General features: G+C 69.3%; 22 protein-coding genes and 1 tRNA gene. 2 read left to right on the top strand and 21 right to left on the bottom strand.

The window, feature by feature from the left end:
- Positions 1–17 precede the first annotated feature (17 nt).
- The 12 genes from ACZ7M7_RS11370 to rpmE form a co-directional block, all read right to left on the bottom strand.
- Entirely contained in the window at positions 18–833 is an 816-nt protein-coding gene (locus ACZ7M7_RS11370) for a F0F1 ATP synthase subunit delta (protein ID WP_472115062.1), read from the bottom strand.
- Positions 830–1,366 (bottom strand): F0F1 ATP synthase subunit B, encoded by a 537-nt coding sequence (locus tag ACZ7M7_RS11365; RefSeq protein ID WP_383603721.1) that lies wholly within the window; start codon positions 1,364–1,366, stop codon positions 830–832. The genes ACZ7M7_RS11370 and ACZ7M7_RS11365 overlap by 4 nt, the downstream gene beginning before the upstream one ends.
- A 53-nt stretch (positions 1,367–1,419) precedes the next feature.
- Positions 1,420–1,641 carry an ATP synthase F0 subunit C gene (gene atpE, locus ACZ7M7_RS11360; protein ID WP_004925497.1) on the bottom strand — a complete coding sequence of 74 codons (222 nt, stop codon included), beginning with the start codon at positions 1,639–1,641 and terminating at the stop codon, positions 1,420–1,422.
- A gap of 75 nt (positions 1,642–1,716) precedes the next feature.
- Complete coding sequence (atpB, locus tag ACZ7M7_RS11355; protein WP_472115059.1) at positions 1,717–2,562, bottom strand: F0F1 ATP synthase subunit A; 846 nt, start codon at positions 2,560–2,562, stop codon at positions 1,717–1,719.
- A 210-nt stretch (positions 2,563–2,772) separates the two neighbouring features.
- Positions 2,773–3,219, bottom strand: a complete 447-nt coding sequence (locus ACZ7M7_RS11350; RefSeq protein ID WP_389449952.1) for a hypothetical protein — start codon at positions 3,217–3,219, stop codon at positions 2,773–2,775.
- Between the two features lie 327 nt (positions 3,220–3,546).
- Positions 3,547–4,890, bottom strand: coding sequence for an MraY family glycosyltransferase (locus tag ACZ7M7_RS11345; RefSeq protein ID WP_472115056.1), 1,344 nt, complete (start codon positions 4,888–4,890; stop codon positions 3,547–3,549).
- Between the two features lie 140 nt (positions 4,891–5,030).
- Positions 5,031–6,269, bottom strand: coding sequence for a serine hydroxymethyltransferase (locus ACZ7M7_RS11340; RefSeq protein ID WP_472115053.1), 1,239 nt, complete (start codon positions 6,267–6,269; stop codon positions 5,031–5,033).
- A gap of 74 nt (positions 6,270–6,343) precedes the next feature.
- Positions 6,344–7,024: an arsenate reductase/protein-tyrosine-phosphatase family protein gene (locus ACZ7M7_RS11335; RefSeq protein ID WP_383602598.1), complete on the bottom strand. Its 681-nt coding sequence runs from the start codon at positions 7,022–7,024 to the stop codon at positions 6,344–6,346.
- Positions 7,021–7,668, bottom strand: coding sequence for an L-threonylcarbamoyladenylate synthase (locus ACZ7M7_RS11330; RefSeq protein ID WP_031485833.1), 648 nt, complete (start codon positions 7,666–7,668; stop codon positions 7,021–7,023). The genes ACZ7M7_RS11335 and ACZ7M7_RS11330 overlap by 4 nt, the downstream gene beginning before the upstream one ends.
- A gap of 61 nt (positions 7,669–7,729) precedes the next feature.
- Positions 7,730–8,569 carry a peptide chain release factor N(5)-glutamine methyltransferase gene (gene prmC / locus ACZ7M7_RS11325; RefSeq protein WP_383603724.1) on the bottom strand — a complete coding sequence of 280 codons (840 nt, stop codon included), beginning with the start codon at positions 8,567–8,569 and terminating at the stop codon, positions 7,730–7,732.
- An 84-nt stretch (positions 8,570–8,653) separates the two neighbouring features.
- Complete coding sequence (gene prfA / locus ACZ7M7_RS11320; protein ID WP_383602601.1) at positions 8,654–9,730, bottom strand: peptide chain release factor 1; 1,077 nt, start codon at positions 9,728–9,730, stop codon at positions 8,654–8,656.
- A gap of 104 nt (positions 9,731–9,834) precedes the next feature.
- Positions 9,835–10,059, bottom strand: a complete 225-nt coding sequence (gene rpmE, locus ACZ7M7_RS11315) for a 50S ribosomal protein L31 (RefSeq protein WP_093906598.1) — start codon at positions 10,057–10,059, stop codon at positions 9,835–9,837.
- Between the two features lie 157 nt (positions 10,060–10,216).
- Here rpmE and ACZ7M7_RS11310 point away from each other — a divergent pair, with 157 nt between their 5' ends.
- Entirely contained in the window at positions 10,217–10,684 is a 468-nt protein-coding gene (locus tag ACZ7M7_RS11310; RefSeq protein WP_383628341.1) for a hypothetical protein, read from the top strand.
- 22 nt (positions 10,685–10,706) lie between these two features.
- Here the strand turns inward: ACZ7M7_RS11310 and ACZ7M7_RS11305 are convergent, their stop codons facing one another.
- The 9 genes from ACZ7M7_RS11305 to ACZ7M7_RS11265 form a co-directional block, all read right to left on the bottom strand.
- Positions 10,707–11,840 (bottom strand): LCP family protein, encoded by a 1,134-nt coding sequence (locus ACZ7M7_RS11305; protein ID WP_451169527.1) that lies wholly within the window; start codon positions 11,838–11,840, stop codon positions 10,707–10,709.
- Between the two features lie 206 nt (positions 11,841–12,046).
- Entirely contained in the window at positions 12,047–13,855 is a 1,809-nt protein-coding gene (locus ACZ7M7_RS11300; protein WP_383603727.1) for a trypsin-like serine protease, read from the bottom strand.
- A gap of 133 nt (positions 13,856–13,988) precedes the next feature.
- Positions 13,989–15,989, bottom strand: coding sequence for a transcription termination factor Rho (gene rho, locus ACZ7M7_RS11295; protein ID WP_383602607.1), 2,001 nt, complete (start codon positions 15,987–15,989; stop codon positions 13,989–13,991).
- Positions 15,990–16,397: 408 nt separating this feature from the next.
- Entirely contained in the window at positions 16,398–17,315 is a 918-nt protein-coding gene (gene thrB / locus ACZ7M7_RS11290) for a homoserine kinase (protein WP_383602611.1), read from the bottom strand.
- Positions 17,316–17,622: 307 nt separating this feature from the next.
- Positions 17,623–18,681: a threonine synthase gene (thrC, locus tag ACZ7M7_RS11285; RefSeq protein WP_383602614.1), complete on the bottom strand. Its 1,059-nt coding sequence runs from the start codon at positions 18,679–18,681 to the stop codon at positions 17,623–17,625.
- Between the two features lie 6 nt (positions 18,682–18,687).
- Positions 18,688–19,980 (bottom strand): homoserine dehydrogenase, encoded by a 1,293-nt coding sequence (locus tag ACZ7M7_RS11280; protein WP_383602617.1) that lies wholly within the window; start codon positions 19,978–19,980, stop codon positions 18,688–18,690.
- 148 nt (positions 19,981–20,128) lie between these two features.
- Complete coding sequence (gene lysA / locus ACZ7M7_RS11275) at positions 20,129–21,520, bottom strand: diaminopimelate decarboxylase (RefSeq protein WP_383602619.1); 1,392 nt, start codon at positions 21,518–21,520, stop codon at positions 20,129–20,131.
- 17 nt (positions 21,521–21,537) lie between these two features.
- Entirely contained in the window at positions 21,538–22,626 is a 1,089-nt protein-coding gene (gene nrtL / locus ACZ7M7_RS11270) for an ArgS-related anticodon-binding protein NrtL (RefSeq protein ID WP_472115045.1), read from the bottom strand.
- Between the two features lie 183 nt (positions 22,627–22,809).
- Positions 22,810–23,379 (bottom strand): response regulator, encoded by a 570-nt coding sequence (locus ACZ7M7_RS11265; RefSeq protein WP_472115042.1) that lies wholly within the window; start codon positions 23,377–23,379, stop codon positions 22,810–22,812.
- Positions 23,380–23,482: 103 nt separating this feature from the next.
- On the opposite strand from ACZ7M7_RS11265, the gene ACZ7M7_RS11260 reads away from it, so the two are divergent.
- Positions 23,483–23,554 (top strand) — tRNA-Arg (locus tag ACZ7M7_RS11260).
- The last annotated feature ends 288 nt before the right edge of the window (positions 23,555–23,842 follow it).

Genomic DNA, 23,842 nt, shown 5'->3' with positions numbered 1-23,842 from the left:
TTGCTATGAAGTTGCTGCTAGCTCGCCAGTCGGCGGCCGGCGTCCTCGATGCGATCCGCGAGGGAGCCGTTGATGACCTCGTCACCGACCTGCACCCGGATTCCGCCGACGACCTCGGGGTCCACGTCGAGGTTGAGGTGCATCTGGCGGCCGTAGAGCTTCGCGAGGGCGGCACCCAGGCGCTGCTTCTGCGGGTCGCTCAGCGGCACCGCCGAGGTGACGATGGCCACCATGCGGTCCCGGCGCTCAGCGGCGAGCTTGGACAGGGACTCCAGTCCCGACTCCAGGCTACGTCCACGCGGCGCGGTCACAAGACGCGTCACCAGACGCTCGGTGGTCGCCTTGGCCCGGCCGCCGAGCAGGCTGCGCAGCAGCTCGCTCTTGGCCGACACCGTGGCGGCGCGGTTGGTCAGCGCGGCACGCAGCTCGGTGCTCGAGGCGACGATCCGGCCGAACCGGAACAGTTCGTCCTCGACATCGTCGAGCTTGCCCGTGCGCTGCGCGGCGGTGAGGTCGGCGGTGTTCGCCAGCTCCTCCAGCGCGTCCACCAGGTCGCGGGACTGCGACCAGCGGGAACGCACCATGCCGGCCAGCAGGTCGGTGGCCTCGCCGCCGACCTGGCCGCCGAGCAGGCGCTGAGCCAGCTCGGCCTTGGCCTCGCCGGCCTGCGCCGGGTCGGTGAGGACCCGACGCAGCGACACCTCGCGGTCGAGCAGCGCGGTGACGGCGGCCAGCTCGTCGGCGAGCTTGGCCGCGTCGACGGACGTGTTGTCCGTCAGCGCGTCGAGACGCTCACGTGCGGCTGCCAGGGCCTCGCGGCTCGCTCCGTTCATCGCGCGGCCTCGGCCTTCTCCTCGAGGTCCTCGAGGAAGCGGTCGATGACACGGCTCTGCCGGGCGTGGTCCTCGAGGGACTCGCCGACGAGCTTGCCTGCCAGTTCGGTGGCGAGCTTGCCGACGTCCTGGCGCAGCGCGGAGGACGCAGCCTTGCGGTCGGCCTCGATCTGGGCGTGACCGGCGGCGACGATCTCCTCACGCTGCCGCTGGCCTTCCGCGCGCATCTCGGCGATGAGCGTGGCGCCCTGCTCCTGCGCCTCCTGGCGCAGACGCGCGGCCTCGTGCCGGGCCTCGGCGAGCTGGGCCTTGTACTGCTCCAGCACGCTCTGGGCCTCGGTCTGGGCGGCTTCCGCCTTCTCGATACCGCCCTCGATGGCCTCGCGACGCTCTTCCAGAACCTTGTTGATGTTCGGGAGGAGCTTCTTGGCGAGGAAGCCGAAGACGATGACGAAGGCGATCAGGCCGATGACAACTTCCGGCCACGGCGGAATGAGGGGGTTCTCCTTGTGCCCCTCCTGCGCCAGGATCATGGCGACGTTCACGTCAGTGCCTTTCGTCGAAAAAGTCGGTCGTCAGGCTCGTCTTAGTAGACGAACGGCATGACCAGACCGATGAGGGCGAGCGCCTCACAGAAGGCGAAGCCGAGGATCTGGTTGGCACGGATCAGACCGGCAGCCTCGGGCTGACGGGCCAGCGCCTGGGTGCCGTTACCGAAGATGATGCCGACGCCGACGCCCGGGCCGATAGCGGCGAGACCGTAGCCGACGGAGCCGAGGTCACCGGTGACAGCAGCGAGGTTGGACATGCCAGTTCTTCCTTCTCTTAACGGACCGGCGGGGGTTGGCCACCGGACGACTCTGGGATTCGAAAATCGGGGTGCTCAGTGGTGCTCGGCGAGCGCGCCCTGGATGAAGGTGCAGGTCAGGAGGACGAAGACGTACGCCTGAACAGCCTGGATGAAGAGCTCAAAGGCCGTCATCACGATGACCATCACGAACGAGACGGCGGAGTACGCGATGCCGATGCCGTTGAGCATGTACCAGCTGGCGATCGTGAACAGCAGCAGCAGGGTGTGACCGGCGAACATGTTCGCGAAGAGTCGCACCGCGTGCGTGAACGGACGGACCAGCAGGTTCGAGGCGAGCTCGATCGTCATGGACAGCGGGAGCACCGCGCCCAGCGACTTGTCGTAGCCGCTGAAGTTCTTGAAGGCGCCGACGAATCCGTGCCGCTTGAAGGTCAGCGAGACCCACAGGACGTAGACGATGAGGGCCAGGACCAGCGGGTAGGCGATGATCGACGTCACCGGGAAGGCGGCGACAGGGACGATCGACCAGACGTTCATCATCCAGATGAAGAAGAACAGCGAGACGGCGAGCGGGACGTACTTCTCGCCCTCCTTCTTGCCGATCGTCTCGTAGACGATGCCGCGGCGGACGAAGTCGTAGCCGGCCTCGACGACCATCTGGAGCTTGCCCGGGACGACGGTCGGCTTACGGAACGCGGCCCAGAAGACGCCCACCACGATGATCGAACCGAGCAGCGCGAGCAGCATCGGCTTGTTGAAGTAGAAGGCGTTGCCGTCCGCGTCGCCCATGAGCGGCTCGAACATGAACGAGTGCAGGCCCGGGGCGACAGAGTCGAAGCCACATCCGTCGAAGAGGTGGCAGTTCGTGTCGAAGGCGAGCACCTGCGTCGGGTCAGCACTCACCGCGGGCTCCTTCATCGTGGCGCATAGGTACGGCAACCTCGTTGTGTCGGCGCGGCGTGCAGCCGCAGTTCGGCACGGGACTGGTGTTACGGATTGGGGGGCGGCTGTGGGGCATCTCGCCTCGCGATTGAGCAGGCGTCAGCTCAGATGCCCGCGCCCGCGATGCCGCAGTTGGCACCGGACGATAGCAGGACTTCTCAAGCGGCTTTATCCCGGCCCTACCCCTCACGACGAGGGCCCCGTCTTTTCGGGCTTATCACCCTTCGAGGAGGTGCCCGAATCGGGTTCGACATAGAGGATCTTGGCCTTCATGTGGGCGCGCGTCTGCGCGGCGATCCACACGAGAGTGCCGACCACGAGCGTGATCGCGAAGGCCCGGGGGTTGAACAGCGTCGTGTTCTTGAAAATGGAGAGGAAGACGAACAGCAGCAGGATCTGGGCCGCGTAGAGCATCAGGCCCATCGCCTGAAACAGGTGCGGAAGCGATTTGGCAGTGCGCTGCAGAACGTAGAGACCGATTCCCATGAACAGGATCACGACCAGTGTCGCGACAACCGCCCCGACAGCCCCATCGCCACCGGCGACCACCCCACTGACCACGGCTGCGACAGCTCCGGCGGCGGCTGTGGGCACAGCAGCCTGGAGCAGGATCCGGGCGTCATTGGACGGCATGGCGGCAACTCCGCTTTCACGGTGGGGGCAGGGTGTCGTCATGGACGAGCGTAGTCCCGGGCTGAGAGAGAACCTCACACCAATGGACCGTCGCACTACGGCCCTTCGGCTCTGTCCGGGGGGTTCTCGTGAACCGTATCACAAACTATTTGATGAGGTCTTTACCTGGGGGCGTGCTCAGAGTCACACATGAGAGTGATGGTGCGCGTCTGTGCGGGACCTCGGTCGACTTGTCTGGTATTGGGGCGCTTCGCTCCCCCATGACTTGGCAATGCTCTAGTCAGATTCTTACCTTGCCCAGCAGCCCTTGCCTTGACGGTCGGACCGTCAGCGCGACGTTCCGGCCTTCCGCCGGTCCAGGAGCCGCGAACGGGCGCCGATCGCGGTCGCCCCGTTGACGCGCGAGGCGCCGGCGGCGACCGGAGTGCGCGGCTCCTGCTCGGACCCGGCCTCTCCCGCGCCGCCGGACTGCGGTGTGGTGGCCGCCGGCTCCGCGATGGTGCCGCCCCGGCGGTAGCGCGGCGGCACGAAGGCCTCGGCCCAACGCGGGGCGCGCGGTGTGAAGCGGGGAAGCAGCAGCAGGGCCAGGCCGATGGCGCTCAGGAAGACCACGCTCAGCACGATCCACATGGACGCCGAGTTCACCGAGTAGGCGAGCGCTCCGAAGCCGATCAGGGCGGACCAGAAGTACATGATCATCACCGCGCGGCTGTGCGAGTGGCCGATCTCCAGCAGGCGGTGATGGAGGTGCCCGCGGTCGGCGGCGAACGGCGACTGGCCCTTCCAGGTGCGGCGGACGATCGCCAGCACCAGGTCGGCGGCCGGGATCGCGATGATCGTCAGAGGCAGCAGGAGAGGGATGTAGACCGGCACCGTCTGGTGCACCGCCGCCTTCTCGGAGCCGGCGAACAGCTTCAGCGCATCCGGGTCGACCTGGCCGGTGATGGAGATCGCGCCCGCGGCGAGGACGAGCCCGATCAGCATCGAGCCGGAGTCACCCATGAAGATCCGCGCCGGGTGCATGTTGTGCGGCAGGAAGCCCAGGCACATGCCCATCAGGATCGCCGAGAACAGCGTGGCGGGGGCGGCGGCCTCGATGCCGTACGACACCCAGACGCGGTAGGCGTAGAGGAAGAACGCGGCCGACGCGATGCAGACCATGCCTGCTGCGAGACCGTCGAGGCCGTCGACGAAGTTGACCGCGTTGATGGTGATCACGACCAGGGCGACGGTGAGCAGGGTGCCCTGCCACTGGGTCAGCGCGACATTGCCGACGGTCGGGATCGGCAGCCACAGGATCGTCAGACCCTGCATGACCATGACGCCGGCGGCGATCATCTGGCCGCCCAGCTTGATCAGGGCGTCGATCTCGAACTTGTCGTCCAGGACGCCGATCAGCCAGATGAGCGCCGCTCCGGAGAGCAGCGCCCGCGGTTCGTTGGACTTCTCGAAGACCGTACTGAGGTTGGTCAGGTGGTCCGCGACCAGCAGGCCCGCGCACAGGCCGAAGAACATCGCGATACCGCCGAGCCGCGGAGTGGGTTCCCGGTGCACGTCACGTGCCCGGATCTCCGGCATCGCTCCGGCCACGATCGCGAACTTACGCACCGGCCCTGTCAGCAGATACGTCACCGCGGCCGTGATGCAGAGCGTCAGCAGGTATTCACGCACGGGCTTCCCCACAAGTCTCGCTGGCCATCTCAGCCCCACACCCTAGCGACGTACAGATACGCGACGCATATGTGTGGGGACTTCCGGGTAGCGACGATGGTTGCACGTGTGGCTGTGTGCGCAGGTGCGTCTACCCTGTCTCAGCCGGGATACGGCAGAAATCTAGCGGCCAGCTCCCGCACTTCTTCACGTGCCTTGTGACTTTCGGTCTCCCCCCGCAGCACACTGGCCAGCAGTGCGGAGAGCCACACCATGTCCGCCTCCCCCATGCCCTGCGTGGTCACGGCCGCCGTGCCCAGGCGCAGGCCGCGGGCGTCGCCGTGCGGCAGGGCGCAGCAGTCCAGCACCATCCCGGCCGCCGCGAGCCGTCCGCGCGCGTCCCGGCCGTCGCCGCCGAGGGGCGCCGGGTCGGCGGTGATGAGGTGCGTGTCGGTGCCGCCCGTGGTGACGACCAGCCCCTCCGCGGCCAGCCCGGCGGCCAGCGTCCTGGCATTGGCGACCACCTGATGGGTGTACACCGCGAACGCCGGGGTTGCCGCCTCGCCGAACGCGACGGCCTTGGCGGCGATGGTGTGCATCTGGGCGCCGCCCTGTGTGAAGGGAAACACAGCGCGGTCGATCCGCTCGGCCAGGTCCGAGCCGCACAGGATCATGCCGCCGCGCGGACCGCGCAGCACCTTGTGGGTGGTGGCGCACACCACATCGGCGTACGGCACCGGGTTCGGCGCCGCTCCCCCGGCGACGAGCCCCATCGGGTGGGCGGCGTCGGCGATGAGATACGCACCCACCTCGTCCGCGATGTCACGGAAGAGGGCGTAGTCGATGTGGCGCGGATAGGCGATGGACCCGCACACGACGGCCTTGGGCCGGTGGTTGCGGGCCAGCGTGCGCACCTGGTCGTAGTCGATGAGTCCGGTCTCGGCGTCCACCCCGTAGCCGACGAAGTCGAACCAGCGGCCGGAGAAGTTGGCGGGCGAACCGTGCGTGAGGTGTCCGCCGTACGGCAGCCCGAGGGCGAGGACGGTGTCGCCGGGGCGCAGCAGGGCGGCGTACGCGGCGAGGACGGCCGAAGACCCCGAGTGCGACTGGACGTTGGCGTGCTCGGCGCCGAACAGCGCCTTGGCCCGCTCGACGGCGAGGCGCTCGGCGACATCGACCATCTCGCACCCGCCGTGGTAGCGGGCGCCCGGGTACCCCTCCGCGTACTTGTTGGCGAGCGGCGACCCGAGCGCCGCCAGCACGGCCGGCGAGGTGTAGTTCTCGGCGGCGATGAGCTGAAGCGTCGTCGACTGCCGCTCGAGCTCCCCGAGCAGGATGTCGGCGAGCTGCGGGTCCTGTCGGCGCAGGACATCGGCCTCGAGGGTATGGGTGACCGACATGGTGGGCTCCGGGCGTGCGTCGACGGTGACGTACGTCCAATGTAGGCCGGGGACGTCAGCCGCGCCCGGTGTTGTCACGCGCGCGCACGAACCCCCGTCAACGCCGTCACCACCGGATCCAGTGCCTCGTGTATCTCGTCCCCCACCGACCGGAAGAACGTCAGCGGTGCCCCGTACGGGTCGTACACCTCGTCCGCCTCCGCCGTCGGCGCGAGCAGCCACCCGCGTAGAGCGGCCGCCGCACGGACCAGGGCACGGGCGCGGAGGACCACGCCTTCCTCCAGCGGAGGGAGTGTGGCCGGGTCTATGGCCTTCACCAGGCGGGTGAACTCCTTGAGGGTGAAGGTGCGCAGGCCCGCCGAATGGCCCATGGAGATGACCTGGGCGCGGTGGTCACGGGTGGCCGTCAGGACCAGGTCGGCCCGGATGACGTGCTCGTCGAGGAGCTCACGGCCGACGAAGCCGGAGGCGTCCGCGCCGAAGTCGGCGAGGACGGTCTCCGCGTTGGATTCCATGGGCGCGCCCTCGTGGCCCCAGGTGCCCGCGCTCTCCACGATCAGCCCGCCGCCGAGCACACCGAGTCGCTGCGCCACGAAATGACGGGTCAGCCGCTCGGTGATCGGCGAGCGGCACACATTTCCGGTGCTGACGTGGAGGATGCGGAAGCTGTCACGCGGGAGGCCGACGAACGTCGTCGTGATCTCCGCCGCGCTTTCCCCGTTGCCTATGCCACGCCCCGCTTCAGGGGCTGTCAATTGGCCACCTCGAGGTCGGGTACGACCTTCCGCAGCTCGTCCGCGGAGATCGCGCCCGCACGCAGGAGGAGGGGCACTTCACGCGTCACGTCGACGATCGACGACGGGACGTTGCCGGGGGTCGGGCCACCGTCCAGGTACACGGACACCGAGTCGCCGAGCATCTCCTGTGCCGCGTCGCAGTCCTCGGGGGCGGGGTGGCCCGTCAGGTTCGCCGAGGACACCGCCATCGGGCCGACCTCTGTCAGCAGTTCGATGGCGATCGGGTGCAGTGGCATGCGCACGGCAACCGTGCCCCGGGTGTCACCCAGGTCCCACTGCAGCGACGGCTGGTGCTTGGCGACGAGCGTCAGCGCGCCCGGCCAGAAGGCGTCGACCAGCTCCCACGCCAGCTCGGAGAAGTCCGTGACGAGACCATGGAGCGTGTTCGGGGAGCCGATCAGGACAGGGGTGGGCATGTTGCGGCCCCGGCCCTTGGCCTCCAGCAGATCGCCGACGGCCTCCTTGGCGAACGCGTCCGCGCCGATGCCGTACACCGTGTCGGTCGGGAGGACCACGAGCTCGCCACGGCGGACGGCGGACGCGGCTTCACGCAGACCGGTCGTGCGGTCGGTCGCGTCGTTGGTGTCGTATCGCCGTGCCATATCTAGCGGGCCTCCTCGTACACGAAGTACACGTAACGCGGGGAAAGAGTCTCGGGGGCGGTCACGGCAGTGCCTTGCGGGCGGTCGCGAACCTCGGGCGGTTGTTGAGGTCGGGGTGGTCGGCCGCGTCGGCCCAGCCCCGCTCCTCGGTGAAGATCCACGGCACCTGGCCGCCCTGGGTGTCGGCGTGCTCGATGACGACGACGCCGCCGGGACGCAGGAGACGGTGTGCGGTGCGTTCCAGGCCGCGGATCAGCTCCAGGCCGTCCTCGCCCGAGAACAGGGCGAGTTCGGGATCGTAGTCCCGCGCCTCGGGAGCGACGTACTCCCATTCGGTGAGCGGGATGTAGGGCGGGTTGGAGATGACCAGGTCGACCTGGCCGTCGAGGTCGGGGAAGGCGTCCAGGGCATTGCCCTGGCGCAGGTCGACCCTGGACCCCTCGACGTTCTTGCGCGTCCAGTGCAGGGCGTCCTCAGACAGCTCCACGGCGTGCACGCGCGAGCGCGGGACCTCCTGGGCGAGGGCGAGCGCGATGGCGCCGGAGCCGGTGCACAGGTCGACGATGCAGGGTTCGACGACGTCCATCGCGCGCACTGCGTCTATGGCCCACCCGACCACCGACTCGGTCTCGGGGCGGGGCACGAACACCCCGGGCCCGACTTGGAGTTCGAGGTAGCGGAAGTAGGCCCGCCCGGTGATGTGCTGCAGCGGCTCGCGCTGCTCACGGCGGGCGATGACCTCCCAGTAGCGGGCGTCGAAGTCCGAGTCCTTCACGGAGTGCAGCTCGCCCCGCTTCACGCCGTGCACGAACGCGGCGAGCTCCTCCGCGTCGGTGCGCGGCGAGGGCACGCCGGCGTCGGCCAGCCGCTGGGTGGCCTGTGCCACCTCCGCGAGCAGCACGCTGCGGGGGCTTGAGGGTCGCCCCCCAATGAATTGCTGCACGCAAGTCCTCCGTGTCGTACTCGTACGTGCGTACGTACGTCGTTACGCAGCCGCCAGCTTCGCTGCCGAGTCCGCGTCGACGCAGGCCTGGATCACCGCGTCGAGTTCGCCGTCCAGGACCTGGTCCAGGTTGTACGCCTTGAAGCCGACGCGGTGGTCCGAGATGCGATTCTCCGGGAAGTTGTAGGTGCGGATCTTCTCGGAGCGGTCGACGGTGCGGACCTGGCTGCGGCGGGCGTCGGCTGCTTCCTTCTCCGCTTCCTCCTGCGCCGCTGCGAGCAGCCTGGAGCGCAGGATACGCAGTGCCTGCTCCTTGTTCTGCAGCTGGCTCTTCTCGTTCTGGCAGGAGGCGACGACTCCGGTGGGAATGTGCGTGATGCGCACGGCGGAGTCGGTGGTGTTGACGGACTGACCACCGGGTCCGGAGGACCGGTAGACGTCGATGCGGAGGTCGTTGGGGTTGATCTCGACGTCGACTTCCTCGGCCTCGGGCGTCACGAGCACACCGGCCGCCGACGTGTGGATACGGCCCTGCGACTCGGTCGCCGGCACACGCTGCACGCGGTGCACGCCGCCCTCGTACTTCATCCGGGCCCAGACGCCCTGCCCGGGCTCGGTGGCGCCGTTGCCGCCCTTGGTCTTCACGGCGACCTGGACGTCCTTGTAGCCGCCGAGCTCGGACTCGGTCGAGTCGATGATCTCGGTCTTCCAGCCGACGCGCTCGGCGTACCGGAGGTACATGCGCAGCAGGTCGCCCGCGAACAGCGCGGACTCGTCCCCGCCGGCCCCGGCCTTGATCTCCAGAATGACGTCCTTGTCGTCACTCGGGTCACGCGGGACGAGCAGCAGGCGCAGCTTCTCGGTCAGCCCCTCGCGCTGCTTGTCGAGCTCCTTGACCTCGGCCGCGAAGTCCGGGTCGTCGGCGGCGAATTCCTTCGCCGTCTCGATGTCGTCGCCGGTCTGCTTCCAGGAGCGGTACGTGGCGACGATCGGGGTGAGCTCGGCGTAGCGCTTGTTCAGCTTGCGCGCGTTCGCCTGGTCCGCGTGGACCGACGGATCGGCGAGCTTCGTCTCCAGGTCGGCGTGCTCTGCGACGAGCTCCTCGACGGCCTCGAACATCTTTGGCTCCTGTGTAGGTACGTCTGTGAAGGGCGGGCGACCAAAAACGCCGGTCCCGGCGCGCCTGAGTAGGGCGCGACCGTGGACCGGCGAATGGGAGCTCGCTACTTCTTGGAGCCGGCAGAAGCCTTGCCGAAGCGGGCCTCGAAGCGGGCCACACGGCCACCGGTGTCGAGGATCTTCTGCTTACCCGTGTAGAACGGGTGGCACTCGGAGCAGACCTCGGCACGGATGGTGCCGCTGGAGATCGTGCTGCGGGTGGTGAACGACGCGCCACAGGTGCAGCTGACCTGCGTCTCGACGTACTCGGGGTGGATGTCGCGCTTCAAGGGTGTCTCCTAGTTTCGGGAGGGCGCCGGGTCGCTGCCGCGGGATACGAGAGCGTGAACCGGAGCCGACGTACCAGTCTGCCAGGACTGGGGCCATCCCCCAAAACCGGGGGGCGGTGCGATCTATTCCCGGGGGCCGGGAGCGAGGGGTGCGGGGATGAGTTACGAGTTGCGGGCGGTGATCGCCGGCGAGGAGCTGCTGTGCACGGTGACGAGGGATGTGCCCGCCGCCCGGGCGTCTCTTGAGCAGGGCCTGGCGCTGATGCCGATAACGGGCGACCTCTTCGACTCCGCCACGAACGGCGACACCACCCGGGCCCTGGGGTTCCGGGGGCTGCCCGGGGGGTTCGAGGGCCGCCTCGCCGCTTGGTCGGCCGAGGGGCCGGTCGCCTTCGTGGAGGCCGAGTACTTCGGTGGCGTGGGCGAGCAGCGCGCGGCCGTGTGGGACGACGGTGCCCTGGTGCTGGGGCCGCTGGGCATCGGGGAGGACCAGGGCTTCCCGGTGGCCGGCAGCCCGATCTCCCAGGCTCTTCGCCGGCTGGGTGCGGTGGCACGGGCCGGCGGCGACGAGTTCTCGGCCGTGGGGCTGGGCCGACATCGTCACAGCGCCCGCTGGGTGGGCTGACCCCGCCGCGAACCCGCGCCCCTCAGGGCGTCACCACACTGTTGGCGTCGCCCTTCGCCGTGCCCTTCGTGGCGGACTTCGGGATCGGCTTGTCGTTCTTCAGGGCCGTCCACACCTGCTGGGCCTGCGACTCGGCCACGATCACGCGGTTCGGGTCCGCCGGGTCGTACTGGACCGGCATCGTGACCATGGTCATGTTCTTGGAGTCGATGCTCTTGAGGCCGCCTGCGAACGACATCAGGGAATTGACCGAGCCCAGGTCGGAGTCGGTGGTCACTGTCTTGGTGGCGGTGTTGGCCAGGTCGTAGAGCTTCTTCGGGTTGCCGAAGAGGTTGATGTCCTTGACCTGGTTGATCAGTGCCTTGATGAAGGCCTGCTGGAGCTGGATGCGGCCGAGGTCGGAGCCGTCGCCGACGCCGTGCCGGGTGCGGACCAGGCCGAGGGCCTGCTTGCCGGTGAGCTGGTGGGTGCCGGCCTCGAGGTTGAGGTGGCTGTCGGGGTCGTTGATGGCCTTGGTGGTGGTGACCTCGACGCCGCCGAGCTTGTCGACCAGCTTCTGGAAGCCGGAGAAGTCGACCTCCAGGTAGTGGTCCATGCGGATACCGGAGATGGACTCCACCGTCTTCACCGCACAGGCCGCACCGCCCGTCGTGTACGCCGAGTTGAACATCACGTCGGAGTCGGCCGGGTACGTCTTGCCGTCGGTGTCGGTGCAGTCGGGCCGGTCGATGAGCGTGTCGCGCGGGATGGAGACGACGCTCGCCTTCTTGTGGCCCTCGTAGACGTGCAGGATCATCGCCGTGTCCGAGCGCGCGCTGCCGTCGTCGGCGCCGCCGCCGAGCTTCTTGTTGTTGCCGGAGCGGGTGTCCGAGCCGAGGACGAGGATGTTCTCCGAGCCGTTGTCGGCCTTCTCCGGCCGGTCGGTGCCGAGAGCCTGGTCGATGTCGACGCTCTTGATGTTGCCGTTGAGCTTGAAGTACAGGTACCCCGCGCCGGTGCCGCCCAGGACCACGATCCCGGCGGCCGTCCAGGCCATGATCAGCAGGCCCTTGCGCTTGTCGCGCGGCTTGCGTCGGCGGCCCTTGGCGCGGCCACTCGGACCCTTGGTGCCGGTTTCGCCTGGTATGGCAGGCTCCGGCGTGCTCTCGGCAGACACTGTGCTCCTCGGTTCTCGTCCGGTCGCTTACCCCCTGCTTTCAGGGTCAGGCGTGGCCATTTGGCCCGTACCACACCATCGTCACCCCGTCCGGTCAGACGGGGAAACTCGGAGAAGGGTTGCACAACGGACCGTGCCCACCGCTCACAGGCGATGGGCACGGTCCGTAGTCGGAGAGACCGGGCAAACCGGCCTCACCTGCGATTTCAGCCGAAGATGTCGTACTGCTTGAAATCGGTTCCTACGGATCTTGCTGTGGTAAAGATCTCGCTCGTGGCCTTGCCGGAACCCGGGTACAGATAGAGCGTTCCGGAGGAGTTGCGGGCCAGGAAGTCCGCCTTGCCGTCGCCGGTCACGTCACCGACGGCGTCGAAGGCCGTGTAGCTCTCCCAGGTGCGCACCTTGACGCGGCCCGCGAAGGCGCCGGTGCCGGCCTTGCCGGTGCCCTTGAACAGGTAGACGTGGCCGCCGGTCTTGCTGCGCGCGATCAGGTCGGTTCTGCCGTCGCCGGTGAAGTCGCCGTGGCCGCGCAGGGAGTTGTACTGGTTCCAGCCGGAGCCGACCTTCACTCGGGAGCCGAAGGTGCCGTTGCCCTTGCCCGGGTAGATCCACAGATAGCCGCCGGAGTCGACCGACAGCAGGTCGGGCAGGTAGTCGCCGGTGACGTCGCCCGGGGTGACGATGCGGGTGCGGGTCTTCCAGTTGTCGGCGAGCTGCTTGGTGGCCCAACTGCCGCTGGAGGGCACGAAGTGCGACCAGAACAGGTCGCCGTCGGAGCTGCGCCGGTAGACCAGGTCTTCGTAGCCGTCCCGGTCGAGGTCGGTCTGCAGGACGACGTTGACGCCGTCCCAGTTGCCCCAGGACTCGCGCGCCCCGAACGAGGTGCCGGTCGAGTCCTTCGAGTAGCCCGTCCTGGTGGAGGCGTTGCGCAGCCACAGGTCGGCCCGGTGGTCCCCGCTGAGGTTGGTGTCGTCGACGCGCGGGTAGGCGGCACCGACATAGCTCGTCACCTTGGCGAACACGCTGTACGCGCCCTGGGCGACGCAGTCCCGCACGCCCCAGGAGACGACGCCGACGATCCGCCCGTTCACGACGAGCGGCCCGCCGGAGTCCCCGTTGCAGGCGGAGGTGGTGCCGCTGTCGGCGCCGCTCGCCGGCTTGCCCGCGCAGACCATGTGGCCCTTGACGAACCCGCCGCCGTAATAGCCGGCGCAGGTGGTGTCGGACTGGATGGGCAGCGTGGCCGTCTTCAGCGTCTGGGAGATGTCCGAGCTGGTGGAGCTGGTACGGCCCCAGCCGTAGACCTTGGCGCTGGTCCCGGCGGCGTACGAGGCGGTGTCACCGGCGGTCGTCATGCGGATCGGCGTCGCCTTGACCGCGTTCGCCAGCGTGATGACGGCCATGTCGTTGTCGATCGTCGTCGAGTTGTACGACGGGTGGTACCACTGCCGGTGCGGCAGTGTGACGGTGCCGCCGTGCAGGTCGCTGTTGCCGGCATCGTCGGTGGTCGGCAGCTGGGCGGTGCCGGTGATGACGGCGCCGAAGTTGTGCCAGTCGTAGCCCTTGACGCAGTGCGCGGCGGTGAGGATCTTCGTCGGCGCGACGACGGCGCCGCCGCAGAAGAACCCGAGGTCGTCGGCCTCGTCGGCGGTGCCCTGGTCGTCGTAGTACCAGAGCTGCGCCATCCAGGGCGCCGAGGTGATGCCGGTCGTGGTGCCGCCGATGACCATGGGACTCACGGTGGAGTCATCGGAAGAGCTGCTGCTCGCGCCGAACGACGACTTCCCTGTCGTCTCCCCCGCGGTGTCGTCACCGACCACGGCACCCGCGACCCGCCGCTCCAGCTCGGCGAGCGAGGCGGAGCTGGTGGCGGGCTTCACGGTGGGCTTGGGCAGCGCGGTCGCGGCCCCGGCGGACGAGGTCAGCAGCGCGGCGGCAACGGCAGCGGCGACACCGGCGGCGGCGACGGGCAGCCCGAAACGTATCCGGCGTCTGTGACGACCACTGCCGGACATGGTGGTGCTCAAGTAGGTCCCCCCAGAGACACAAGAGTAGGAAGGGGCGTACTGATACGCCCGTCCCTATCAGCGCCAAAAGGCCGCTTCCCGTCACTGATTGACGGGAAGCGGCCTTGTGGGATCGCTGTGCTCAGTCTCCGTTGCCGGGGGTCGGCGTCGTCTTCTGAATCTGCATCAGGAACTCGGCGTTCGACTTCGTCTGCTTCATCTTGTCGAGGAGCAGCTCGACCGCCTGCTGCTGGTCGAGGGCGTGCAGCACCCGGCGCAGCTTCCAGACGATGGCAAGCTCGTCGGGAGCCAGCAGGATCTCTTCCTTACGGGTACCGGACGCGTCGACGTCCACCGCCGGGAAGATGCGCTTGTCGGCGAGCTTCCGGTCGAGCTTGAGCTCGGCGTTGCCGGTGCCCTTGAACTCCTCGAAGATCACCTCGTCCATGCGGGACCCGGTGTCCACCAGCGCGGTGGCGAGGATGGTCAGCGAGCCGCCGTCCTCGATGTTGCGCGCGGCACCGAAGAAGCGCTTCGGCGGGTACAGCGCGGTCGAGTCGACACCACCGGACAGGATGCGGCCGGAGGCCGGGGCGGCGAGGTTGTACGCACGGCCCAGACGCGTGATGGAGTCGAGCAGCACGACGACGTCGTGACCCAGCTCCACCAGGCGCTTCGCCCGCTCGATGGCGAGCTCGGCGACCGTGGTGTGGTCCTCGGCCGGACGGTCGAAGGTCGAGGAGATGACCTCGCCCTTCACCGACCGCTGCATGTCGGTGACCTCTTCCGGACGCTCGTCGACGAGGACGACCATCAGGTGGCACTCGGGGTTGTTGTGCGTGATCGCGTTGGCGATCGCCTGCATGATCATGGTCTTACCGGTCTTCGGCGGGGCCACGATCAGACCGCGCTGGCCCTTACCGATCGGCGACACGAGGTCGATGATGCGGGTGGTCAGCACGCCCGGGTCGGTCTCCAGACGGAGCCGGTCCTGCGGGTACAGCGGGGTGAGCTTGTTGAACTCCGGGCGGCCGCGGCCGTGTTCGGGCGCCATGCCGTTGACGGAGTCGAGGCGGACCAGCGCGTTGAACTTCTCGCGCCGCTCGCCTTCCTTGGGCTGACGGACCGCACCGGTGATGTGGTCGCCCTTGCGCAGGCCGTTCTTGCGGACCTGGGCGAGGGAGACGTACACGTCGTTGGGGCCCGGCAGGTAGCCCGACGTACGGATGAAGGCGTAGTTGTCGAGGATGTCCAGGATGCCCGCGACCGGGATCAGGACGTCGTCCTCGTTGATCTGCGGCTCCGAGGCCATCTCGTCACGGCCGCGACGGCCACGACGGTCGCGGTAGCGCCCGCGACGGCCACGGCGGCCACCCTCGAAGTCGTCGTCGTCCTGCTGCTGCTGGCCACGGTCCTGACGACCGCCGCCCTGCTGCTGGTTCTGCTGCTGGCCACGGTCCTGACGGCCACCGCCCTGCTGGTCGTCGCCCTTGCGGCGGTCACCGCGGTCACCGCGGTCGCCACGGTCACGGTCGCGGCCGCGCTCACGGCGGTCACGACGACGGCCCTCGCCGCCCTCACCGGCGTCGCCCTTGGCGTCGCCCTGCGACTGCGCGGGCGTCTCGGCCTTCGGCTCGCTCTTCGCCTCGGAGGCGACCGTCTCGGGGGCGGCCGCGGGGGCACCGGCATCGGCGGTGGCACGGCGACGGCGGCGCTCGGCCGGGGCGTCGTCGCTGGCCGGCTGGCCGGGAATCTCGATCTGCTGCTGGGCCACGGCCTTCTCGGCGGGGGCCTCAGCCGCCTTCTCCGCCTTCTTCTCGGCGTCGTCGCCGGTACGGGCCTTGGAGGTGGCGCGGCGCTTGGGCTTGGTCTCGGTGGCGGCCTCCGCCTTCGGAGCCGCGGCACCTCCCCCGGCCTGCGCCTCCTTGATGACCTCGATCAGCTGGCTCTTGCGCATGCGCGCCGTGCCCCTGATGCCGAGGCCGGATGCGACCTGCTGAAGCTCGGCCAGCACCATGCCCTCGAGGCCGGTACCGCGGCGCCGCCGGGAGCCGGCACCGCTGGCAGGCGCGGAGGCGTCCGTGGCGGGCGCGGCAGCGGTCTCCTCGACACGTGCGCCCATCAGATCGGTGGTGTCGCTCACGAAGGGTCCTTCCCTGGAGCGGACGTCGGCCTGTCTGGCTCGGCGACCGGTTGTGCTGTCCGGCTTCGGTCCCTGGTGTGTGGACCGTGCCGGGGCGGTGGTCCGCCAAAGCGGCGGAAGAAATATCTGGTGATGGCGGTTCCCAGAGCCGTGGCACGGAGTGTCTGTGTCACTCGGCTCGGTATCGCCGGTTCCGGAGCGTGCCCGGCAAGTCGCTCAGCGCCCGCGTACGAGGTACTGCCCGCGTACGTCGTACGGAACACAGTGCGGCTTGGGAGGCTCCCGGAAGAATGTCTGTCCCTGACGGGGACAACAAGCACCTCGCCATGGTGGGGTCGGGTGCAGACTTGAGGTTAACACTACCGGATCCAACAAACATTCCCCCTCTCGAAATCCGGCAACCGAGTGTCAGGTCGCAAGCGGCAGCACGCTCGCTCCCTGGGCATCCAGCTCGAGCCGGTTCGCGGCCCAGCCGTCGCCTGCCAGATGAGCCACCTTGTCGGCGCTGTCGTGATCCGCCAGCGCCAGAACGGTGGGACCCGCGCCGGAGATGACCGCCGGCACTCCGTCGGCCCGCAGCCGCTCCACCAGCGCCGCACTCTCCGGCATGGCGGGCGCGCGGTACTCCTGGTGGAGACGGTCCTCGGTGGCCGGCAGCAGCAGCTCGGGGCGCCTGGTCAGGGCCTCTACGAGCAGGGCGGCACGGCCGGCGTTGGTGGCGGCGTCGACATGCGGCACGGTGCGCGGGAGCAGGCCGCGCGCGGTCTCGGTGAGCACCGGCTTCCCGGGCACGAAAACCACCGGAACGATGGAATCGGCCGGCTCCATCCTGATCGCTCGCGCGGCACCCGCCTCCATCCAGGAGAGGGTGAACCCGCCGAGCAGACACGCCGCCACGTTGTCGGGGTGGCCCTCGATCTCGGTGGCGAGCTCCAGCAGGGCCGTGTCGTCGAGCTTGGCCTCGCCGCCTATGGTCACGGCGCGCGCGGCGACGATGCCGGCGCAGATGGCGGCCGAAGAGGAACCGAGGCCCCTGCCGTGCGGGATGCGGTTGGCGCAGACGATCTCGAGGCCGCGCGGCTGGCCGCCGAGCAGATCGAAGGCGGTACGCAGGGAACGTACGAGAAGGTGGCTTTCGTCACGCGGCAGCGTCTCGCTGCCCTCACCCGCGATGTCGATGTGCAGCCCGGCGTCGGCCACCCGGACGACAACGTCGTCGTAGAGCCCCAGCGACAGGCCCAGGGCATCGAAGCCCGGGCCGAGATTGGCGCTGGTGGCGGGGACGCGCACCCGGACGGCGGCGGCGCGGAACGCTGGACCGGCCATCGCTTGATGACTCTCCTTGAACTGCGTGATTGTCGAAGACATTCGATGACGTACGAACACCCCTGGGGCCGCTTCCGGGCCGCGGAGACGGCGCGGCACCGCACCCCATGCGGAGGCATATGCGGCGGGCGGGTTCGGTACAGCCTATCGAAGGTAGGTTCTGTGGCGACATAGGGCGCACAGGAGGCGCACGATGCGTGTCGTATGCCCCCTGTGCACCCCCTGTAGGGAAGTTCCCCAGGTAAGCGCCCTCGTACTCGCGGACGCGAGCCCCGTACGACGGGGTGTGGCCCGCTTACGCCTGCGCTTACGCCAGCCCGAGCCGCTCGGCCGCCGTGGCCGCGTCGACCGGGACGGTGACGGGCTGCGGGGCGCCGGCGACGGCCCAGTCGGGGTCCTTGAGGCCGTTGCCGGTGACGGTGCAGACGATGCGCTGGCCCGGGTCGACCTTGCCCTGCTCGGCGGCCTTCAGCAGACCGGCGACGGACGCGGCGGACGCGGGCTCGACGAAGACGCCCTCCTGCGCGGCCAACAGCCGGTAGGCGCGCAGGATTTCACGGTCCGTCACCTCGTCGATGGACCCGCCGGACTCGTCCCGCGCGGCGAGCGCGTACTGCCAGGACGCCGGGTTGCCGATGCGGATGGCGGTGGCGATGGTCGACGGGTCCTTGACGATCTCGCCGCGCACGATGGGCGCGGAGCCGGAGGCCTGGAAACCCCACATGCGGGGGGTCCGCTTCGAGACACCGTCGGCGGCGTACTCCTTGTAGCCCTTCCAGTACGCGGTGATGTTGCCCGCGTTGCCGACCGGCAGGACGTGGATGTCGGGGGCGTCGCCCAGCATGTCCACGATCTCGAAGGCGGCCGTCTTCTGCCCTTCGATACGCACCGGGTTGACCGAATTGACCAGCGCCACGGGGTAGTTGTCGCTCAGGGCTCGGGCGAGCGTGAGGCAGTCGTCGAAGTTGCCGTCCACCTGGAGGATCTTCGCGCCGTGCACGAGGGCCTGGCCCATCTTGCCGAGCGCGATCTTGCCCTGCGGGACGAGAACGGCCGAAACCATGCCCGCGCGGACGGCGTAGGCGGCGGCCGAGGCCGACGTGTTGCCGGTGGAGGCGCAGATGACGGCCTTCGCGCCCTCCTCCTTGGCCCGCGTGATGGCCATGGTCATGCCGCGGTCCTTGAAGGAGCCGGTCGGGTTCGCACCCTCCACCTTGAGGTGGACCTCGCAGCCCGTGCGCTCGGAGAGCACCTGCGCGGGCACGAGGGGCGTGCCGCCCTCGCGGAGCGTCACGACCGGCGTGGTGTCGGAGACGGGCAGCCGGTCCCGGTACTCCTCGATGATTCCGCGCCACTGGTGGGTCATTGCTGGTTACTCTCCTTCAACCCGCATGATGCTGGCGACACCCCGCACGGTGTCGAGCTTGCGCAGCGCCTCGACGGTCCCGACCAGGGCCGCGTCGGACGCACGGTGGGTGACGACGACGAGAGAGGCCTCGCCGTCCTTGCCCTGCTGGCGAACCGTATCGATCGAGACACCGTGCTCTGCGAACACGGTCGCCACCTGAGCGAGAACACCCGGTTTGTCCGCCACGTCGAGGCTGATGTGGTAGCGGGTGACAACCTCACCCATCCCCGACACGGGCAGGGCGGCGTACGCCGACTCGCCGGGCCCCGTTGCCCCGCTGAGCCGGTTGCGGCAGACGGCGACGAGGTCGCCGAGCACGGCCGAGGCGGTCGGAGAACCGCCCGCGCCGGGGCCGTAGAACATGAGCTGGCCGGAGGCGTCGGACTCGACGAACACGGCGTTGTACGCGCCGCGCACGGAGGCCAGCGGGTGGCTCAGCGGGATCATCGCGGGGTGCACGCGCGCGGTGACGGACGCGCCGTCCTCGGCCCGCTCGCAGATCGCGAGCAGCTTGATGGTGCAGCCCATCTCCTTGGCGGAGGCGAAGTCGGCCGCGGTCACCTCGTTCATGCCCTCGCGGTAGACGTCGTCGAGGCGCACGCGCGTGTGGAAGGCGATACCGGCGAGGATCGCGGCCTTGGCGGCGGCGTCGAATCCTTCGACGTCGGCGGTGGGGTCGGCCTCCGCGTACCCCAGGGCGGTGGCCTCGTCGAGGGCCTCCTGATACCCGGCGCCGGTCGAGTCCATCTTGTCGAGGATGAAGTTAGTGGTGCCGTTGACGATGCCGAGGACCCGGTTGACCTTGTCGCCGGCGAGGGACTCGCGCAGCGGGCGGATCAGCGGGATGGCGCCGGCGACGGCGGCCTCGTAGTAGAGGTCCTTGCTCTTCGCTTCCGCCGCCGCGTGCAGGGTGGCCCCGTCCTGGGCGAGGAGCGCCTTGTTGGCGGAGACGACGGACGCGCCGTGCTCGAAGGCGGTGGTGATGAGGGTACGGGCGGGCTCGATGCCGCCGATGACCTCGACCACGACGTCGATGTCGCCGCGCTTGACGAGGGCGGTGGCATCGGTGGTGATCAGCGACGGGTCGATGCCCTCACGGACCTTGGAGGGCCGCCGTACGGCCACGCCCGCGAGCTCCACGGGCGCCCCGATCCGGGCGGCGAGGTCGTCGGCGTGCGTCGTCATGATGCGCGCCACCTCTGAGCCGACCACTCCACAGCCCAGCAGCGCCACCTTCAGCGGACGCGTACGCATCATCCGACCTCGTTTCCTCTTACCGTCTACGGTTGCACCAGTCTCACTCACCGGACGGGACTTTCTGCCCTTCGTCCGGATCGTGAGATATCTATTTCATTTCTACCGGGGCGGAAGACAGGAGATCTTCCACCCCGGTGTCTTTGCGGGGTTACCCGACGTCGAGACGAAGGAGGTCCTCCTCCGTCTCCCGGCGGACGATCACCCGGGACTCGCCGTCGTTCACGGCGACGACGGGCGGCCGCAGGACATGGTTGTAGTTGCTGGCCATGGACCGGCAGTACGCACCCGTCGCCGGTACGGCGATGAGGTCACCCGGTGCCAGGTCGGCCGGCAGGAACGCGTCCTTGACCACGATGTCCCCGCTCTCGCAGTGCTTGCCGACGACACGGGCGAGCATCGGCTCGGCGTCGCTCGTCCGGGACACGAGGGCGACGCTGTACTCGGCGTCGTACAGCGCCGTACGGATGTTGTCCGACATGCCGCCGTCGACGGAGACGTACGTCCGCAGCCCGTCGAGCGGCTTGATGGTGCCGACCTCGTAGAGCGTGAAGGCGGTCGGCCCGACGATGGCGCGCCCCGGCTCGACGGAGATACGGGGGGTCCGCAGGCGGGCGGCCTCGCACTCACGGGTGACGATCTCGGTCAGCGCCTTGGCGATCTCGTGCGGCTCACGGGGGTCGTCGTCACTTGTGTAGGCGATCCCGAGCCCGCCGCCGAGGTCGATCTCGGGCAGCTCCACGCCGTGCTCGTCACGGATGTCCTTGAGAAGCGAGACCACCCGGTGGGCGGCGACTTCGAAGCCCGACATGTCGAAGATCTGCGACCCGATGTGCGAGTGGATCCCGATGACGTCCAGCCCCTCGAGCTGGAGCGCCCGCCGCACGGCCTCGGCGGCCTGCCCACCGGCCAGCGGAATCCCGAACTTCTGGTCCTCGTGGGCGGTCGCGATGAACTCGTGGGTGTGTGCTTCCACGCCCACGGTGATACGGATCTGGACGCGCTGCCGCTTGCCGAGCTCCTGCGCGATATGCGCGACGCGGACGATCTCCTGGAAGGAGTCGAGGACGATACGCCCGACGCCTGCGGTGATCGCGCGGCGGATCTCCTCGACGGACTTGTTGTTGCCGTGGAAGGCGATGCGGTCGGCGGGCATGCCGGCGGAGAGGGCGGTGGCGAGCTCACCCCCGGAGCACACATCCAGGTTGAGCCCTTCCTCGTGCAGCCACCGCACGACGGCACGGGACAGGAACGCCTTGCCGGCGTAGAAGACGTCGGCGTCGGTCCCGAAGGCGCTGCGCCAGGCGCGGGCCCGGGACCGGAAGTCGGCCTCGTCCATGAAGTAGGCCGGGGTGCCGTGCTGTTCGGCGAGGGTCTTCACGTCGATACCGCCGACGGTGACGACGCCGTCGGCGTTGCGGCCGACGGTCTCGGCCCACACCTTCGGGTCGAGGGTGTTGAGGTCGGCGGGCGGGGCGGAGTAGTGGCCCTCGGGAAAAACGTCGGCGTGGCGGGGCCCGGCGGGGTGTGCGGAACGGCTCATGACTTTCGTGGGCTCTCTCAGAGATGGTCGGGTGCGTCGATGCCGAGCAGGGACAGGCCACCGGCCAGCACCGTCCCGGCGGCTTCGGCGAGCGCGAGCCGGGCGCGGTGGGTGGCCGAGGGTTTCTCCGCACCGCGGGGAAGGACGGCGGGCAGCAGGGGCAGGACGGCATCGGCGACGGTGACGAGGTGCCGGGCGACACGGTCGGGGGCACGGTGTGCTGCCGCCTGGGCCAGAACGCGGGGGTGATCCGCGAGCAGGACGGCGACGTCGTGCCGTACGTCCCCGGGTTCGGCGTCGAACCCCAGGTCGGCGGCGTTACGGCTGAGAGCCCGGGTGCGGGCGTGGGCGTACCGGACGCGGAAGAGAGGGTTGCTCTCACGCTGGACGAGGTGCTCGTCCGTCATACGGGGCCGGTCGTGACCGGCGGGGTGAAGCAGGGCCCAGCGTGCGGCGTCACGGCCGAGCGGGAGGGGGTCGACGGGGGCGGGCACCGGACGCACGGCGTAGTAGGGCAGCGCGGGCGAGTCCTGCATACGACGCCCGTCGACCCGTACGCCGAGGATGTCGACCCAGCGCGGATCGAGGGGCGCCTCGCATCCGGTGCGGACGGCGGCCCCCTGGGACTGCAGAATCCGAGCGAGGGCGTCCATCACCACGACGGCCCGTACCTCGTGGGGGCAGTACAGCGGGATGAAGTCCGCCGAGGGGCCGTTGACGTGCCCGTACCGCGTGCCGCGCCGCAAGATCTCCTCGACGACGGCGGCGGAGGCGGTGGCGCCGAGGCTGATGTTCAGGAAACCGGGGCCGGTGATGACGACGTCGATGATGCCGCCGGTGATGCCGCCGGTTGCGCCACCGGTGATGCCGCTGCTGACGCCGTCACAGCTGAGCAGGAGGGCCTGCAGGATCTCGGCAACCTCCCTCGGCGGCCGCCCGGCCGGGCGCGCGAGCTGAAGCGCGATGTTGGTGGCGTAGTCCCCACAGCCCCCGGGCCCCGGGGCTGTGACCACGACGCGCTCCGGCACGGCGACCCGCAGCTCCCCGTCATCGACAGCACGACGCACCGCGCGCAGCACGGTACGGGAGAGCTCGACGGGGGTCACGGGACAAGCGTATGGGAGGAGGGGGGTGGGTATGCGAATGGGTTTGGGGAGGGTCCGGGATGTGGACGGGTGGGGGGTGGGGCGACGGGTGGGTGCGGGTGCCGGTGGGCTGCCGACATGGGTCGGGTACACCCGGGGATGCGTCTGCCCGACCGGGATGCCGGTCCGGAACGCCCCTCGGCGTCAGCTTCCGGTGCGCCCGGCCGCGGCCTCGCCGGCTGCCCCCAGGACGCCCCCGAACACGGCCGTGTCCTCGCTCCCGCCGTCGCGTTCCGCGCCCCTTTCCAGAGCCCGTTCCGCGTTCCTCCTCACCTCGATCAACCTCCCTACGAGGCTGACGAGTTCGGCGGGCTCGAAGGGCTTGGCGAGGAAGGCGTCGACGCCGACGTCGAGGCCGGTGTCGACCTCGTACTGCGTACAGGCGCTGATGATGGCGACGGGAAGATCACGGGTACGGGGATCGGCGCGCAGCCGAGCGGCGGTGCGCAACCCGTCGAGGCGCGGCATGACGACGTCCAGGGTGACCACATCGGGCCGCACCTGATGAACGACTTCCAGACACTCGGCACCATCGGCCGCGGTCACCACCTCAAGCCCCTCCAGCTCGAGATTGACCCTGATCAGCTGCCGGATGACCTTGTTGTCGTCCACAACAAGCACCCGGCCCGACGCGCCTGGCACAACTCGAGAGTAGGTCCGGACCGGCCACCGCGTCCGGGTTTTCCCCACTTCCGCCCCCTGCGAGCGAGCCACCCCCAGGTCACACCCCGTGCCGCGACCCCATAAACCCGTTCATGAACACCCCACCGAAGCTGGTAGGGTTCTACCCGTCGCCGCCAAGCAAGGCGCCCGACACGCCCCCGTAGCTCAGGGGATAGAGCAACGGCCTCCGGAGCCGTGTGCGCAGGTTCGAATCCTGCCGGGGGCACCCTGCATGAGGTGCCCAAAGACCCCGCCATCAGCGTGTTCGCTGAGGACGGGGTCTTCGCGTATCTGCAGGCGTTTTGCCACCCGGAGCGGCCCGATGTCGGGGACAAGGGCCCGCACCGGCGCCAGGCGGCCACCGGGACGATCGTCGCGCGGTGCCGGCCACCCGCAGCTCCCGCCGAGGGTGGCCGGCACCTCGCCGAGGCTCGGCCCGGGGCTGGCCGTGGCGAGCCGCGTGGTGTGCCTGCTCGGGCGTCGGCGTCTCCGAATGGGGTGCCAGTGCGCTGCT

Source organism: Streptomyces sp. NPDC111606 (assembly GCF_055656945.1).
Note: the sequence above shows the minus strand (reverse complement) of the source record. Positions and strands in the feature narration are given on the sequence as shown.

Bases quoted from the DNA above. Each gene is read 5' to 3' on its own strand.
- ACZ7M7_RS11340 (WP_472115053.1), bottom strand. From the start codon at position 6,269: ATGTCGGTCACCCATACCCTCGAGGCCGATGTCCTGCGCCGACAGGAC.
- atpB (WP_472115059.1), bottom strand. From the start codon at position 2,562: ATGAAGGAGCCCGCGGTGAGTGCTGACCCGACGCAGGTGCTCGCCTTC.
- ACZ7M7_RS11350 (WP_389449952.1), bottom strand. From the start codon at position 3,219: ATGCCGTCCAATGACGCCCGGATCCTGCTCCAGGCTGCTGTGCCCACA.
- ACZ7M7_RS11280 (WP_383602617.1), bottom strand. From the start codon at position 19,980: ATGATGCGTACGCGTCCGCTGAAGGTGGCGCTGCTGGGCTGTGGAGTG.
- ACZ7M7_RS11310 (WP_383628341.1), top strand. From the start codon at position 10,217: ATGAGTTACGAGTTGCGGGCGGTGATCGCCGGCGAGGAGCTGCTGTGC.
- atpE (WP_004925497.1), bottom strand. From the start codon at position 1,641: ATGTCCAACCTCGCTGCTGTCACCGGTGACCTCGGCTCCGTCGGCTAC.
- ACZ7M7_RS11330 (WP_031485833.1), bottom strand. From the start codon at position 7,668: ATGGCACGGCGATACGACACCAACGACGCGACCGACCGCACGACCGGT.
- thrC (WP_383602614.1), bottom strand. From the start codon at position 18,681: ATGACCCACCAGTGGCGCGGAATCATCGAGGAGTACCGGGACCGGCTG.
- ACZ7M7_RS11365 (WP_383603721.1), bottom strand. From the start codon at position 1,366: ATGATCCTGGCGCAGGAGGGGCACAAGGAGAACCCCCTCATTCCGCCG.
- lysA (WP_383602619.1), bottom strand. From the start codon at position 21,520: ATGAGCCGTTCCGCACACCCCGCCGGGCCCCGCCACGCCGACGTTTTT.
- thrB (WP_383602611.1), bottom strand. From the start codon at position 17,315: ATGGCCGGTCCAGCGTTCCGCGCCGCCGCCGTCCGGGTGCGCGTCCCC.
- ACZ7M7_RS11300 (WP_383603727.1), bottom strand. From the start codon at position 13,855: ATGTCCGGCAGTGGTCGTCACAGACGCCGGATACGTTTCGGGCTGCCC.
- prfA (WP_383602601.1), bottom strand. From the start codon at position 9,730: ATGTTCGAGGCCGTCGAGGAGCTCGTCGCAGAGCACGCCGACCTGGAG.
- ACZ7M7_RS11370 (WP_472115062.1), bottom strand. From the start codon at position 833: ATGAACGGAGCGAGCCGCGAGGCCCTGGCAGCCGCACGTGAGCGTCTC.